The sequence below is a fragment of the Chitinophaga sancti genome, from assembly GCF_034087045.1.
In the GTDB taxonomy this organism is placed as follows: Bacteria; Bacteroidota; Bacteroidia; order Chitinophagales; family Chitinophagaceae; genus Chitinophaga; species Chitinophaga sancti_B.
Genome location: NZ_CP139247.1, coordinates 4,457,300 through 4,473,659 on the forward strand (window position 1 = coordinate 4,457,300; position 16,360 = coordinate 4,473,659).

Consider the following 16,360-nt stretch of genomic DNA (forward strand, 5'->3'; position numbering starts at 1 on the left):
GCTTGCAATGCAATATGCAGGCCTTGCCCATCCGGCTTATTTTCGTTAAATTGAATCACGCGCAAAATTCTGGTTATGAATATCGAAAAATTCCACATTTCTGATTTTAACGACGCCCGCAAACAAGCCCACGATCGCAATTTTCAGCATATCTCTGAAAAAGTCAACCACCTCAGTGAGGTGCTTGAAAAACTGGAAGAATTCCAGGTCGCTATTCCCAGCTGGGCCCTTGGCACCGGTGGTACCCGCTTTGGCCGTTTTTCCGGTGGAGGTGAACCCCGTAACCTCGAAGAAAAGATCACTGATATCGGTTTGCTGCATGCCCTGAACCGCAGCAGTGGCGCTATTTCATTGCATATCCCATGGGATATTCCTGAAAACACAGCTAATATCAAAGCCCTCGCAGCACAATACGACATCCGCTTCGATGCCGTGAATTCAAATACTTTTCAGGATCAGCCCGGACAGGAATACAGCTATAAGTTCGGTTCCCTGCACCATACTGACAAAGGTGTAAGACAACAAGCCGTAGAACACAACATCGAAGTGATCCGCTACGGAATAGAACTCGGCTCTAACGCACTCAGCATCTGGTTGGCTGATGGCTCCTGTTTCCCTGGTCAGCTCAATTTCCGGGGTGCCTTTAAACGCACTTACGAAAGTCTCCAGGATATCTATGCAGCACTGCCCGAAGACTGGAAAGTTTACATCGAATACAAAGCTTTCGAACCCAATTTTTATAGCACTACTATCGGTGACTGGGGGCAATCCCTTTTATTTGCCAATAAACTAGGACCTAAAGCCCAGACATTGGTTGACCTGGGACACCACCTCGCGAACGCAAATATCGAGCAGATTGTAGCCCTCCTGCTCATGGAAGGCAAGCTGGCCGGATTCCATTTCAACGACTCCAAGTATGGTGATGACGATCTCACAGTAGGTAGCATCAACCCTTATCAGTTATTCCTCATCTTTAATGAACTGGTAGAAGGCATGGATGCCCGTGGTATGCACCACGCCAGCGACCTTGGCTGGATGATCGATGCTTCTCACAATGTAAAAGATCCGTTAGAAGATCTGCTGCAATCAGTAGAAGCCATCAAGATCGCTTACGCACAGGCGCTGCTGGTTGATACCAAAGCACTGCAGGCTGCACAGCAGAATAATGATGCAGTAGCCGCACAGGAGATCCTGCAACAGGCTTACCGCACAGATGTACGCCCACTGGTTGCACAGGCCCGCCTGAATGCAGGTGGTGTACTGGATCCCATTGCGTTTTACCGCCAGTATAAAGTGAGAGAAAACCTGATCAAAGAGAGAGGACTTAAGACGGTCGCGACAGGACTATAATAGACGCAGGATCATCGCCACTTCTAATGCCCATTTACATATTGAGATTGAGATTGAATTTGTCAATGTGCAAAAGGCATATTGGCAAATTCTTTTCTAAACAGCAGCCATGAATTGCATCGCTATCTTAGACATCGGTAAGACCAACAAAAAGTTGTTCCTTATCAATGAACAATACCACATCGTCTATGAAAGAGGCGTGAGCTTCCCTGAAACCAAAGACGAAGATGGTGACAACTGTGAAGACATTCAATTACTCACCCAATGGGTGAAAGATAGTCTGAAAGAACTCACCACCCAACCAGCTTTCCACGTCAAAGCCATGAACTTCAGTACATACGGCGCCAGCTTCGTTTACCTCAATGAGAACGGCGAAGTCATTGCTCCTTTGTACAACTACCTCAAATCGTATCCCACACCATTACAAAATACTTTGCACAACAAATACGGTGGCCAGCTGCAGATCTGTAGCGAAACGGCTTCGCCTGCACTCGGTAGCCTGAATTCCGGCTTACAATTGTACCGTATCAAAGAACAACAACCAGCATTGTACAACCAGATCCGTTATGCCTTACACCTTCCACAATATGTAAGCTACCTGATCTCTGGCAAGTACATGACTGATATTACAAGCATCGGCTGTCATACCATGCTATGGGATTTCAATCACCAGCAATATCATCACTGGGTAAATCAGGAAGGAATTAGCGACAAACTACCCCCAATCTTTCCGGCAAACGCAGTTACCAGTTGCAAAGTAAATGCAGACGCCCCTGCCGGCGATGCCTCAAACCCACCCACAGATTGCGTAGTCGGTGCCGGTCTGCACGACAGTTCCGCTGCGCTTATTCCCTACCTGGAAAGCTTCCAGGAACCCTTTGTCCTCATCAGTACAGGTACCTGGTGCATCACCCTGAACCCATTCAACGACCAGCCACTCACACCTGATGAACTTGAACAGGACTGCCTCTGCTACCTTACTTACCAGGGACGCCCTGTAAAGGCTGCCCGCCTCTTTGCCGGTAGTGAGCATGAGCAACAAGTTCGCAGGCTGTCAGAATATTATCAAACACCGGTAAATTACTACCAGCAAATCGCCTTTGACCCCGCTATATTTGCCCATTTGCAGGCAACAGCGGTAAAGGAAGCACCGCTCTCTGGAAAAGACCTGTTACAGGCCTCCCGGTTTGCTCATAGATCATTGTCAGATTTCACGAGTTACGAAATTGCTTATCACCAGCTTATTATGGACCTGATGGAACAGCAGCAGCACTCTACTGCGCTTGTGACTACCGGTACAGCGGTGCGACGTATTTTTGTGGATGGTGGTTTTGGTAAAAACCCGGTGTACATGCACATGCTGGCAGCAGCATTTCCTCAGATGGAGGTATTTGCAGCTTCTGTCGCACAGGCAACGGCCATCGGGGCAGCGCTGGCTATTCACCGGCACTGGAATACCCAGCCACTACCCGGCGATCTGGTTGAAATGAGGCATTATGCAGTGAACAGGGAATTCGCGTACAGGTAGCGCCTTATTTAAACGAACTTACATGAAAGTAGGACTCTTTATACCTTGCTATATTGACCAGTTCTATCCGCAGGTGGGCATCGCCACTTTATCCCTGCTGGAAAAACTTGGTTGCGAGGTAGTATATCCGCAGGGGCAAACCTGTTGCGGACAACCCATGGCAAACTCTGGTTTTGAACACCTCACCGGTGGTTGTAATGAACTATTTGTCAACAACTTTGCAGACTTCGATTACATCGTATCGCCATCAGGCAGTTGTACGCTACATATCAAAGACCATCTGCATGTGCATGACAAAGAAGATGCTGCGACCCATATTCGTCAGCACATCTATGAATTGTCTGAATTCCTGACGGACGTACTCAAAGTCAAAAATCTCACCGCCCGCTTCCCTCATAAAGTTGGTATTCACCAGAGTTGTCACGGACAGCGTGGCCTGCACCTCGCACAGATGACGGAGCTGGTAGCAGCCCCTTATTCCAAACCACAGCAACTTCTGCAAATGGTGGATGGCCTGGAGCTGATAGAACTGGACCGTAAGGATGAGTGCTGCGGTTTCGGAGGTACCTTCTGCGTATTCGAAGAAGCGGTTTCTGTGAAAATGGGTAAAGACCGTGTGGCTGATCATGAAAAGCATGGTGCCGAATATATAACAGGTAATGATGTCAGCTGTCTCATGCACCTGGAAGGTATTCTCAAAAGACAGCAGAGCAAGGTGAAAGTACTGCACATCGCAGAGATCCTGAATGCTGCTTTTTAAACACCAAAACTGATCTGAATGGAACCAACAACTGCACATAAAGAACACGCTGAACTGGCGGAAACTTTCAATAAAGACGAAGCGAGAGTAGACTGGCATGATGAGACCCTGTGGTGGGTGCGTCAAAAGAGAGATAAAATGGCGTGGTCCCTCCCTGAATGGGAAGACCTGCGTGAAACCGCCTCCCGGATCAAATTCAATGTACTCGGCAATCTCCATGATTACCTGGTAGAATTTGAAAAGAATGCGCAACTGAACGGTGCTATTGTACACTGGGCGGCCGATGCTAAAGAACACAATGAAATTGTACTAAAACTCTTACAGGAACAGGGCGTGCAGCGAATGGTAAAAAGTAAATCCATGCTTACGGAAGAGTGTCACCTGAACCCATTCCTGGCAGAACATGGCATCGAAGTGATCGATACGGACCTGGGCGAGCGCATTGTGCAGCTGGCGAAGGAACCACCCAGTCACATCGTACTGCCTTGTATCCATAAAAAGAAAGAAGAGATCGGAGATCTGTTCCATATTCACTTAGGTACCCCTGCGGGAAATGCGGATCCTAAGTTTCTCACCGCGGCGGCCAGGCTACACCTCAGAAAGGAATTTATTCAGTCCCGGGCGGCGATCACGGGCGTGAACTTTGCTGTAGCCGAAACCGGGGAAATGGTAGTGTGTACCAACGAAGGGAATGCCGATATGGGCGCTCACCTCGCAGATGTACATATTGCCTGTATGGGGATTGAGAAAATCATCCCGCAGCGTAAACACCTCGGGGTATTTCTGCGTTTGCTGGCGCGTAGTGCTACCGGGCAGCCGATTACAACTTATAGTAGTCATTTCCGGAAACCCAGAGCAGGACAAAAACTACATATCGTACTGGTAGATAATGGACGTAGCCGCCAGCTGGGTAGGGAGGAATTCCGTAACTCACTGAAATGTATCCGTTGTGGGGCATGTATGAACACCTGTCCGGTATATCGCCGCAGCGGTGGTCATAGTTATCACAACGCGGTAGCGGGGCCAATCGGGGCGATCCTGGCACCTAACCTGGATATGAAAGAGAATGCTGATCTGCCATTTGCATCTACGCTCTGTGGCTCCTGTTCAAATGTATGTCCGGTAAAGATCAATATTCACGAACAGCTATATAAATGGAGACAGGTAATTGTGCAGGAAGGATACGCGACGACTTCCAAAAAAGCAGGCATGCAGATGATGAATATGGTGCTATCTAGACCGACCGTGTTTAAGACGGCTGGTGGGGTAGGACGCTGGGTAATGCGGCATTTCCCTGGCGTGGTGAATAATGGGCTGAACCCATGGTATAAACAAAGAGATATGCCGGAAGCACCGAAACAGTCATTCGCTGATTGGTATAAAAAGAACAAAACGCTTTAGCCGGAGGCTAAAGCGTTTTGTTTAAATTCTTTTTGTCCAGGGCTTTTAAATGATCCAGATCTCCTTTCACACTGTCCGCAACCCCTTCAAACACATAATTCTTTCCATCGCTTACCACCCTCACTCCAATCTTCCCATTCCCCTCGTCGTATATTTCATAGGCGGCATCATCGTTTTTAAAGGCTAATTTCCCATTACTAAGGGTCATGGCACCTCCTACATTCTCCTGCGTCTTTTCGTCGTATATAACCTCCGGATAGGAAAATTCTATACTGCCATCTTTCTGACACAGGGCATAAAACAGGAACTCGCCCTGCGCTGCCTGAAACAGTACAACCTGTTTCCCGTTCTTTGCAAGTGTAAATGAGAACAGGGTATCTGCTTCTGAGATATATTGTTTCAAAGTTTGTTCCTCCTTCCCATTCACCCAGGTCTGCTGAGATACTTCTTCGAAGAAAGGTTCTGTATTACTTAAACTGGATTCTTCCACACTCAGTGTCTTCAGCTGTCCATTCTCCACCTTAAACCGGGAAAACTGGTGCCAGCAGCAACCACTCTTCGTCATAGTCTCCAGCACTTTATCTTTCTGGTTGACAACAAACATCCCACAATACTCCTGCGCCAGCCTGGTAAAAGCGTCACTGTGCTTAAAACCCGCTCCCTGCGCCAGCCAGATCTGGAAAGAAGGCCCGTGGTAACAACTATTTTGTCCATCCATCAGGGCAAAATCCTTCACCCCGTCAAAATTGAAATCCTCATAAATGATCAGGCTTTGCTCCCCATAAGGAGCTTCCATGATATTGGCCTTCACCTGACCTTCATGCAAATCAAAGGTGAGTTCATCCGACGTTGTGTGCATCAGCTCTTTCTTCGTTGCTTTGTCAAATACCTTTACTGTACCGGCCTTGAACACGTCTGCCGTATCGCGCACCTGTACCAGTCCGTAGTATTTGTTCGAGAAACCATCAATTTTAATGGAGATAGAATGCTGCGCATAAGCGCTGCCGCATGCCAAAAGTAGAAGAATAAGAGGAGTTGCTTTCATGACCATAAGTTCCACTACAAAGCTAACAACAGTTAGCGAGGTGTGCAAGTTTCTTCTGTAGCCATCTTTCTACTTCCTGTACCCTACCAGTACACAGCGGGTGGCAGTACCTCATCCGTGGCAGGCGGCTACCGTCTTTTCTTCTTCTACACGGCACGTTCGTTGTATATCAATACGTTGTTGACCTATCATTCATCCTTTAAATGCTGAACTATGTTATCAGATCATTTAGTTGTAATGCAAAAACACGAAAAACCGCCCTGTATTTCAATTGTCGTAGCATTGGACGGGGCGCAGGATAGAAAAGCGGCTTTACAACTGGTAAACCAATCCATTGAAGAAACCGCTGCCCATCTCCGTACTGCCTGGCCTGACATGGCGGAGACACTGATAAATGCGTTAAATGAACTCTTCGATAGTTATACCTACAGCCCTGTAGACAAAGGTATTGGGTTATATGTAGCGCCAAATTACAATAAGCTATTCCGCTTCTCTTTCCCGGTACAGGCAAAGGTGTGCCTTGGAGAAAAATTCGCGTTGCGGGAGCTGTTGTACCAGGAACAATACGGTTTTGACTACCTCGTATTGCACCTGGAAGAGAAAAAGGTCCAGCTATACCGTGGTAAAATGGACCGGCTGGAACAGGTTAACGATGACAACTTTCCATTCAATTTTGATAACGAATACGACTATAGTACCGCTACCACAGGCGAAAGAAATAAGGATAAATCTGTAGTAGCCGTTATGCGTCAGAAGAGTTTCTACAAGGCGGCAGACAGGTTGCTGGAGGCTTACCTGCACGGACAGCCTTTGATCTTAACCGGGCCCACAAAAGATATCGGGTACTTCGAAGATGTATTCAATCACAAAAAAGATGTCACCGCTTCCATTCATGGCAATTTCTCCTGTGTGCCATTGAAGACGTTGGAAGACAAAGCATGGCCGGCAGTAAAATCGTTTATTGAAATGCGGGATCAGCAGGTGATCCGTGAACTGGAGGATCGGAATGCGCAGGTGGTAGATGGGATACGGGATGTACTGCGTGCCGCCAGAAATGGGCAGGGTAGTAAGTTGTTGATTGAAAAAGATTTCAACTCGGCAGACTTTACCGATGAACTCACAGGTCGTTTAAGAACCAAAAGTTCTGAGACAACTCATACCATTGATGCTGTTGAAGACGCTATGCGCGCAGTGATCGATAAGAACGGGGAAATTATATTTGTAAAAGACGGGGTTTTAGAAGATCATAAACATATCGCATTAATTACGAGGTATTAAACAGGCTTGTCCAGATATGTTTCATTGGGTTAAACATGAGGCAGCGGGAAGAGTGTTCCTGCTGCCTCTTTTTTTGTGATTACACAACTTATTATTGCGCCACATCCCACCACATGCGTGAGGTGTAATTATCTCCACTGCTCAGCAAAGCCACGGCTGCATTATAGTTTGTAGCATTCGCTGTTTTCTCACTGGATTGATAAGGAATCCTTCTTGGAATGGTTCCGTTGGTAAAGTTGTTACTATATACCACTGGTGTCAGCTCCGGATATCCTGATCTGCGCCAGTTGATCCATGCTTCAATATGATTGAAAAGCGTACCATCTGTGATCCAGTACTGCTCGTTAATCTGTTTAAGTGAAGCTGTGGTAGAAGACACATCCAATGGATGCGCCGTTGTATATGACTGTGCAGTAGCTGCAGAAATAGTTGCTTCAGAAGAACTGAAAGTAGCGAGTGACTGCATGGCTGCTGCCACACCATTAGCATAATGTACGGAAGCCGCGCTACCTACACTCCATCCTCTCACAGCTGCTTCTGCCAGTAACAGTTCTGTCTCTGCATAAGTCAGTATAAAGTTAGGACCACTTTTATCTCTGAAGATAGCTACGGTAGGCCTGGAATAATTACCTAATGGCGCCGCATCGCTGCCACTACCTGTCGCACCGGGATAGCCGGGCGCGTTACTGATATCAGTAGTGCCGCCATTCAGATCGTATCCATTAGGCATACCCAGTTGCACACTTGAATCCATATTACCTGCGAGTGCCTGATTATTATTGGCAGTGAGCCCTGCTTCCGGGATCTCACCAATGATAGATAAACGCGGGTCATCATTTGCACGGAGGTAATCAATGAATGACTTGCTCCATTTCACTTCCCTGAAATCATCTGCTACCAGCAGAGAACTGGCGGTACTATTCGTATAGCCATTTGTATTATCTGCCTGAACAAATGCATTGTCGTCAATGCTGGTAAATACACCGCCGGAATAGGCTTTCTCTGCATAGGTCCTGGCAGTAGTCAGGTCTATTTTAGTCAAACGCATAGCCATTTTCAGCATGAGAGAATAACCGAGTTTTTTCCACTTTGCAATATCACCTCCATAAAACAGATCAGACGTGATCGCATCAGCAGAAGCATCCAGGTTCGCAGTAGCACTGTCTACCTGTGCGAGCATGTTGTAGTAAATAGAATCCTGTGAATCATACACCGGCTCTGTAATACCTGTTTTCGCCTGCAGTGCCTGGGAGTAAGGTACATTGCCGTAGGAATCCGTTACGCGTTGCAGGATCATATTTTTCATAATGATACCGATATAATAAAGGTTCATTTTGTCCTTTTCTTTTGCAAGGCTCGTCATCTCATAAGCATAGCTGGCTGCCTGGTAGTCAGCATTCCATGGATTGTCCTGATAAGAGACCTGATTCGTGGAAGCCACATACTTGTCACCATTACTATAATAACCATAAGTAGAAGACAATACCTGTACCCACATGCTCTCAAACAACAACTGGTTATAACCTGTATTGGAATAATACCACTCAGAATAGGAGAGCAGATAATTCGGATCCAGGGAAGATGAACTGGTCGCATTCGGATCAGTATTGATGGAATCGAATTTTTTGGTACAACCGCTGACAAACATTGCAGCGAAGGCTGCTATATAGAGGAAACGCTTTCTCATTGTCATTATTTTTTGAATTTGAAGTTTACATTAATACCGTAGGACCTTGTGCTTGGCAAACTCGTTCCTTCGATACCAGCGTAATTGATGGTGGATGAAAAGCCGGCTTCAGGATCTATGTTGTCAGTGTGTTTCATCAACACCAGCAGGTTACGGGCTACTAATGATACATTGATAGAAGAGAAGGGTGTACGGTTCAGCATCTTCGCATCCAGGCTATAACCTAATGTTACCTGCCGCAGCTTAATGAAGCTACCGTCCAGGACATGCAGGCGCGATACGTTTACTGCCAGGTTCTGGTAATAGGTCTGTGCTTCCGTCTGACTGGTATTGGTAGTACCATCTTCGTACACACCTTTCGCCGTTACTCCTTCATCACGACCTTCCAGTGTGTTCTTGTTCAGGCCACGGTACATGGAGTAGTAGCTGGTAGCAGACAAAACTTTATTACCAAATTTACCATCTACAAGAAAGGACAGATTAAAGTGCTTATAGTGGAAATCGTTATTGATACCACCGAACCATGAAGGCAGCACACTACCGGATGGTTTGTAAGAACCTCTTTCAGGAATACCTGATGAGTTCACAACGATGTTACCATTATTATCATACAGGTAATCGTACGCCATGATCTGTGGACCGGCCATGCCTTTCACGATTGCAGTGGCAGCGTTTTGCGGACGATAGGTGCCAAGGCTTAGTGTACTGCTGGTACTGTTGGAACCATAAATGTCGATGATCTTATTCTTGATATTTGTGGCATTCACAGATACGTTCCAGCTAAAATCATCATGTTGGATAGGTGTACCTGTCAGCAATATTTCCACACCCTTGTTCTGTGTAGAACCTGTACCAATGTACTGTGTAGAATAACCGGAGGCGGTAGACAGGTTGCCACTGATGATTTCATTATGGGTTTTACGATGAAAATACGCCAGGTCCATACCTAACCTGTTATCAAAGAATTTCACTTCCAGACCAGCTTCCACCTCTTTCAAAGTGTAAGGTTTCAGATTAGTATTTGGCAAAGCACTGCTGAAGTTGGCCGTAATGTTATCGTTTATACTGTTTTGTTGTGTATAATAAGTCTGGGTGATGTAGGCATCAGTCGGCTCACCACTTGCGTTGGCCCATGAAGCACGGAACTTACCATAACTCATTTTTGGCACCTTCACCAGTTCAGAGAAAATAAAGCTACCAGACACAGAAGGAACGAATATGTTCCTGTTGTTAGCCGGCAGGGTAGAATAGGTGTCATAACGACCTGTAGTCGTCAATGTCAGGAAGTTTTTGTAAGAGAGGTCCAGGTTATAATAAGCAGAGTGTGCTTCTTTATTGGTCAGGTCATAAGTCCTGCCATAAGTCACCACATTCGTGTAGTTATACAGGTAAGGAATGATAAAGTTATCGCCCGTCACGCCTACGATTTCATCTTTGTACTTTCTCAGGGCCGCACCGAGAGAAAGATTGAATTCGAATTCGCTCGTGATCTTGTGTTTGATACCTACCAACGCATCGGTGTTCATTTCCTTGCGGGTTTCATTTTTCAGGGAATAGTCACCGCTCACAGTGGTACCATTATTAGAAGACCAGTCGTACAAGGTACCCCATGGAGTGATCTGTCTGGTACCGTCGCTGATAAAGTCATAACCCACCCTTGCCTGTGCATAGATCCAGTCGGTAAAGTCATAGCGGGCAGTCAGGGCAGAGATCAGGCGGGAGCGGGTAAGTTTATTCCTGCTCTGGTTAAGTACGAAGTAAGGGTTGGTAACATATACGTCATCTGTCCATGCCATTTCCTTCCCATTTGCAGAGGCATCATAACCGGGTGCCAGTATAGATTCTTTGATATTACCAGCCAGGAACAGACCGTTGTTTGGGTTCAGTGGCCCATCGCTCAGGTAAGGTTTATTATTGGACTGTTCGTCGATATAGTTAGCTGCTACTGTCACCTTCAGCTTTTCAGATACCTTCTGGTCTACATTCAGGCCGATGGTTTTCCGATATAGGGTATTATTGGATAAAATTCCTTTATTGTTCATATCGGACAGGGATAAACGGAAAGTACCATTCTCACCCCCACCTGAAGCAGACAAGGTATTGGTAAAAGTGGAACCGGTGCGGTAAAAGTTTTCAAGGTTGTCCTTTACGGCAGCGTATGCGTAGGAATTGCCATCGAACTGTATGGTCTGTGCGCCGTCCATTTTTTCACCCCAGCTGAGGCGGGTACTGTTTTGTGCAGCAGTCGTGGTGGTAGGTCTTGCACCGTTCTGCCCCTGACCATATTCATATTGGAAGTCAGTAAAGTCAATAGCTTTATCAGCAGCGAAGTTAGTATTGTATTCTACCTGCAGGGTGTTCTTCTTACCCGTTTTGGTAGTGATGAGGATGACACCATTTGCGGCACGGGAACCGTACAATGCAGCCGCAGAAGCACCTTTCAGTACGCTCATGCTTTCGATGTCATCAGGGTTGATGTTGGATAAACCATCTCCGTTATCGGCACCACCCCACTCGTTGGCACTACCACGTTGTGTATTATCCATGGGTACACCATTGATCACGAAGAGCGGACTGGAAGCAGAGAAGCTTGCCATACCACGCAACAGTATCCTTACCGAACCACCGGGACCGCCGCTGGTGCTGCTTACATTCAGACCAGCTACACGACCGGTGAGGGAGTTGCCGACGTTGGTTTCACGCGCCTCTGTCATCAGGTCGCCGCCTACTTTAGAAACGGCGTATCCTAACTTCTTCGATTCCTTCGCAATGCCCAGTGCGGTCACCATTACTTCGCCAAGTTGGGTGGAGGACTGATCCAGCAAAAGGTCTATCGTAGATTGATTGGGCGCTACCTGTATGGTTTTGGTACCATACCCTACGAGTGATACTTCCAGTGCCACTGCGCCGGCGGGTATTAGCAAAGTATAAGAGCCATCGGGTTTTGAAAAGGTAGCGTTGTTCTTACCTTTTACTTTGATTGTAACAGCGATAAGGGTCTCTCCGGTTTTAGCATCTTTGACAGTGCCGGATAACTGTCGGGTTTGTGCAAATACTGTCTGACAAAGCAGCAGTACCATCAAAAGAAGTGATAGCTTCCTCATCATGTGCTGGTTTTTGGTTTATAAAATGACTAGTTTCCAAAAGACTAACAGTACAGGCAATACGAAGCTGTTGGTAAAGTTTACCAGCAAATTAGATTAAAAGGAATAGGCATAAGCTGCCCTCAGGCATTAGCGCATGCCTTGTTTTTCATATGTTGTTATGTTTGTTAGATTTAAAATGATCCTTTAGCCCATACGTTCCCCATCAGGCAAAACCTGTTTATTGTTTACTGTCTGTTATATAAAGTAGTATTATTAGTTTCTCACAATAATTAAGTCAACAGCTAGTAACCTGTTCCTGTTACTAAAACGTTAAAGCTAATGTATTGAAGCGTCTTTTCATAAAGATTGGGTAGTATAATCTATGAGTCTGGAACTTCTATCCCTGAATTAGAAATTCTTATCATCAGATTGGCAAATTTTTATGATATTAGTCAGACGATATGATAGCAGTTATCATCGTAATATTTACTATTGTTTGAATAACTTTGATCAACATGAAGACCGCCTTTTACAGTACACATAAATTTGAAAGAGATTTTTTGTTACAGGCAGCCGGCGACCAGCATGAATTAGTTTTGCTGGAACCGACACTCTCATTGGCAACAGCGCCTCTGGCAGCGGGTTGTGAGGCCGTCTGTATCTTTGTAAACGACGATGGTTCAGCACCGGTGTTAGAAAAACTCGCGGCATTGGGCGTAAAGTATATTGCGCTTCGTTCCGCAGGGTTTAATCATGTAGATATACAGGTAGCACATGCATTGGGTATGCGTATAGCAAGGGTACCGGAGTACTCGCCTTACGCCGTGGCAGAACATACAGTGGCCTTAATACTGGCGCTCAATAGAAAACTTGTCAGGGCACACAACCGTATCAGGGACCTGAATTTCTCACTGGATGGGTTAACTGGTTTTGACCTGCATGGCAAGACAGTCGGCATTATCGGGATGGGAAAGATTGGTAAGATCGTGGGGCAGATCATGCGGGGCTTTGGATGTAAGATCATTGCTTTTGACAGATACCCGGATCCCTCATGTGAAGCTACTTATCTGAGTATAGATGAGTTGTGCCGGCAGGCAGATATCATTTCGCTGCATGCACCGCTGACACCTGAAACGGAGTATATCATCAATAAACAAAGCATTGCCAAAATGAAGAAAGGGGTAATGCTGATCAATACCAGCCGTGGTAGACTGATCAATACACTGGATGTGACGGAGGGATTGAAGTCAGGACAGATAGGTTATCTGGGACTGGATGTATATGAAGAAGAGAGGGGATTGTTTTTCGAAGATCATTCCAGTGATATCGTACAGGACGATGTGATCTCCCGACTGATCACGTTTGCCAATGTACTGATCACGAGCCATCAGGCATTCCTTACCGACACCGCATTAAAGAATATAGCAGCAACGACGATGTTCAACTTAGATTGTTTTGTGAAAGGAGAGAAAGGAGTGAATGAATTAGGGTAAATAATATCGGTGTAGATGTTTGAGTAAAAAGCCGTCTCTTTCTGAAGACGGCTTTTTAATTTATTGACGTTCATGAATATCTTTACTCAGGAGTTCATCTATAGATTTCTCCATATTGCCGGAATCAACGGCTTCGGCGAACTTTTTCAGTTGCTTCGTCTTTTTGATACCAACCCCCTTTTTATAGGCATTCACTATCCCCTGAAGCCCTGCTCTGGCACCATCCCTTGGGTTCTTATTATCCTTGTTATTGATGCAAAAGGACGCATAATTTCCCAGGTAGATAGGGTACAGTTGCGGATTATCTTTCATCAGGCCGATCAAAGGATCACCCAGGTTAATGTTCACATCAGGCGATCCCATCACCCATGTAAGGATAAATGCATTTGTACGCTTACGTAGTTCCAGTTGTTCATTGAGTGGTGTTTCATTCAGCCATTCAGTAGCCTGCAGGAACATGGGTGCTGCTTTCGCATAATCTTCTTTAACTTTCAATTCAGGGAATTGCGGGCCACTCTGTGCGTTTACAAACAGGACACTTAGCAGCAGGAGGGTGGTAGCAAAAAATGTTTTCATAAAGTATAGTGTGTTTACAAAGTACCGGGTGTACTATTATTGGTCACCTTATACAGGGGTTTCTTTTTCGCATAGTCAAATACCAGTTGGCAGAATACTTTCACGCCTACATCCAGTTTTGAATCGTCGATAAAGAAATCCGGTGTATGGTGGGCGGCAACTTTTGCAGGATCTGCGCCTGCTGGCATGCCACCAAGGAAAAAGAAAAATGCAGGGGCTTTGTCACCATAAAAGGAAAAATCTTCAGCACCAGTCGTCCATTCAGTTTCGTTTACATTATCTTTTCCGGCAGCGGCTTCGATAGAAGGCACCATGAGTTTTACGAGTTCGGGATCGTTGTAGGTCACTTTGGTTTTATTTTCAATCACAACATCTGCGGTGGCGCCAGAAGCTTCAGCTATTTTGGTGGCGGTGAGTTTCATTTTCGCATGCACCTGTTCCAGCATTTTGTTATCAAATGTACGAATGGTTCCTTCCATTGTCAATTCTTCAGGAATAATATTGCTTCTTATCCCGCCATTTATTTTACCAACGGTGATGACTACCGGGCCTTTGGTCAGTTCCGCCTGACGGCTGACGATGATCTGAAATCCCTGGATGATCTGGGAGGCGACTACGATTGGGTCGATGCCGTTCCAGGGTTGGGAGCCATGGGTTTGTTTTCCTTTTACTTTGATGGTGAACCAGTCGCTGGAAGCCATTTCGGCGCCGGATTTATATTTGACCATGCCTACGGGTGTCTGGGAGTTGATGTGCAATCCGAAGATGGCATCAACTTTTGGATTGTCCATTACACCTTCTTTGATCATGAGGGGGGCGCCGCCTTCTTCGGGAGCAGGAGCACCTTCTTCAGCAGGCTGGAAAATGAACTTTACGGTACCGGGAACGTCTTTTTTCATGGCGGTGAGTACATCGGCGGTGCCGAGCAGGATCGCGATGTGAGAGTCATGACCACAGGCGTGCATAACAGGCACTTGCTGACCGAGGTATTCAGCGGTGTCCAGGGATTTGAAAGGGATATTGGCTCTTTCATAAACCGGGAGGGCATCCATATCGGCACGGAGGGCTACGACGGGGCCTGGTTTACCCCCTTTTAGGATGGCAACAACGCCTGTTTTGCCAACACCGGTATGTACTTCCAGGCCGAGTTTTTTTAAGTGTTCTGCGACGAAAGCGGCTGTTTTGAATTCTCTGTTGGAGAGTTCCGGGTGTTGGTGGATGGCCCGGCGCCAGGTGATGACAGAGTCTTTAATGGAGGACACGTTTTTGTCGAGGGTGGTTTGGGCCATAGAAAGCATAGGTGCAAAGGTCAGCAGGATGAACGTTTTTTTCATGAGGCAGCTTAGATTTTGGTGAAGAGTGTGTGTACAAAATACAATTAATTTTGGCTTGTGGAATAGGCGGGAGAAAAATACCTTTTCGAGGGGAAGGGGAAACAAAAAAACACTTTTGTCCACCACAAAAGTGCTAGTGTGGGTCACATTTAAATGGTTAACAGTGTCATATTCAATATAAAGAAATTCTCTAATTTCTCTATTATTTAATTTTCTCCCCGTAATTTGCACCTGTAATTCAAAGACATATCATGAGCAGAGAAAGCATATTATCCGCTGTAAAGCAAAATCAACCTGAACAGCATCCCCTTCCGGAACTGGAACCCTTTCACCACAGTGAAGCAGGCGATCCTGCGGCATTTGCGAAAGTAGTAGCGTTTCTGGGTGGCGAGGTAATATCCATAAAAACCTATGCCGATATGCTCCCGCTAATAAAAGAACACCCACTGGTAGTTACTACCCACCCTGAATTTTACCCGGATGGTATGGAAAACTGGCAGGAAGGTGAGGGCCGCCAGCTGGAAAAGGTAGACCTGGCCATCATCCAGGGGTGCCTGGGCGTAGCGGAAAATGGCGCTGTATGGGTCACTGACGATGAATTGAAGGTAAGGGCGCTGCCATTTATTGCGCAGCACCTGGCGATTGTATTAAAAAGTTCGGAGATCCTGCCTACCATGCATGATGCCTACCGCAAAATAGGCGGTCCGGACGCTGGTTTTGGCGTATTCATCGCCGGCCCTTCCAAGACCGCAGATATCGAACAATCACTGGTTTTAGGTGCACATGGCGCAAAAAGCCTGACCGTGTTCCTGATAGATTAGA

At 46.2% G+C, this 16,360-nt stretch carries 12 protein-coding genes; 7 read left to right on the forward strand and 5 right to left on the reverse strand.

All coding sequences use genetic code 11. The features are described from left to right. Positions 1-75 precede the first annotated feature (75 nt). From SIO70_RS18145 to SIO70_RS18160, 4 genes are all read left to right on the forward strand, one after another. Complete coding sequence (locus tag SIO70_RS18145; RefSeq protein ID WP_320572975.1) at positions 76-1,350, forward strand: TIM barrel protein; 1,275 nt, start codon at positions 76-78, stop codon at positions 1,348-1,350. Positions 1,351-1,459: 109 nt separating this feature from the next. Continuing rightward, complete coding sequence (locus SIO70_RS18150) at positions 1,460-2,878, forward strand: FGGY-family carbohydrate kinase (protein ID WP_320572977.1); 1,419 nt, start codon at positions 1,460-1,462, stop codon at positions 2,876-2,878. 22 nt (positions 2,879-2,900) lie between these two features. Beyond that, a complete protein-coding gene (locus SIO70_RS18155; RefSeq protein WP_320572979.1) occupies positions 2,901-3,638 on the forward strand; it encodes a (Fe-S)-binding protein in 738 nt (245 codons plus the stop codon). Between the two features lie 18 nt (positions 3,639-3,656). Beyond that, the gene (locus SIO70_RS18160; protein ID WP_320572981.1) at positions 3,657-5,039 is read left to right on the forward strand and encodes a lactate utilization protein B; all 1,383 of its coding nucleotides are present in this window, start codon (positions 3,657-3,659) and stop codon (positions 5,037-5,039) included. Positions 5,040-5,046: 7 nt separating this feature from the next. On the opposite strand, the gene SIO70_RS18165 is transcribed toward SIO70_RS18160, so the two are convergent. Continuing rightward, positions 5,047-6,084 carry an XAC2610-related protein gene (locus SIO70_RS18165; protein ID WP_320572983.1) on the reverse strand — a complete coding sequence of 346 codons (1,038 nt, stop codon included), beginning with the start codon at positions 6,082-6,084 and terminating at the stop codon, positions 5,047-5,049. A 237-nt stretch (positions 6,085-6,321) separates the two neighbouring features. On the opposite strand from SIO70_RS18165, the gene SIO70_RS18170 reads away from it, so the two are divergent. Then, positions 6,322-7,362 (forward strand): hypothetical protein, encoded by a 1,041-nt coding sequence (locus SIO70_RS18170; RefSeq protein WP_320572985.1) that lies wholly within the window; start codon positions 6,322-6,324, stop codon positions 7,360-7,362. A gap of 91 nt (positions 7,363-7,453) precedes the next feature. On the opposite strand, the gene SIO70_RS18175 is transcribed toward SIO70_RS18170, so the two are convergent. Both SIO70_RS18175 and SIO70_RS18180 read right to left on the reverse strand, forming a co-directional pair. Next, positions 7,454-9,049: a SusD/RagB family nutrient-binding outer membrane lipoprotein gene (locus tag SIO70_RS18175; RefSeq protein ID WP_320572987.1), complete on the reverse strand. Its 1,596-nt coding sequence runs from the start codon at positions 9,047-9,049 to the stop codon at positions 7,454-7,456. A gap of 5 nt (positions 9,050-9,054) precedes the next feature. Continuing rightward, on the reverse strand, positions 9,055-12,156 hold the full coding sequence (locus SIO70_RS18180) for a SusC/RagA family TonB-linked outer membrane protein (RefSeq protein WP_320572989.1): 3,102 nt from the start codon (positions 12,154-12,156) through the stop codon (positions 9,055-9,057). A gap of 494 nt (positions 12,157-12,650) precedes the next feature. On the opposite strand from SIO70_RS18180, the gene SIO70_RS18185 reads away from it, so the two are divergent. Continuing rightward, on the forward strand, positions 12,651-13,628 hold the full coding sequence (locus tag SIO70_RS18185) for a 2-hydroxyacid dehydrogenase (RefSeq protein WP_320572991.1): 978 nt from the start codon (positions 12,651-12,653) through the stop codon (positions 13,626-13,628). Between the two features lie 60 nt (positions 13,629-13,688). Here the strand turns inward: SIO70_RS18185 and SIO70_RS18190 are convergent, their stop codons facing one another. Together SIO70_RS18190 and SIO70_RS18195 are read right to left on the reverse strand one after the other, a co-directional pair. Further along, on the reverse strand, positions 13,689-14,204 hold the full coding sequence (locus tag SIO70_RS18190; protein WP_320572993.1) for a hypothetical protein: 516 nt from the start codon (positions 14,202-14,204) through the stop codon (positions 13,689-13,691). Between the two features lie 14 nt (positions 14,205-14,218). Beyond that, positions 14,219-15,538: an amidohydrolase gene (locus tag SIO70_RS18195; RefSeq protein WP_320572995.1), complete on the reverse strand. Its 1,320-nt coding sequence runs from the start codon at positions 15,536-15,538 to the stop codon at positions 14,219-14,221. A 251-nt stretch (positions 15,539-15,789) separates the two neighbouring features. On the opposite strand from SIO70_RS18195, the gene SIO70_RS18200 reads away from it, so the two are divergent. Next, complete coding sequence (locus tag SIO70_RS18200) at positions 15,790-16,359, forward strand: LutC/YkgG family protein (protein ID WP_320572997.1); 570 nt, start codon at positions 15,790-15,792, stop codon at positions 16,357-16,359. The last annotated feature ends 1 nt before the right edge of the window (position 16,360 follow it).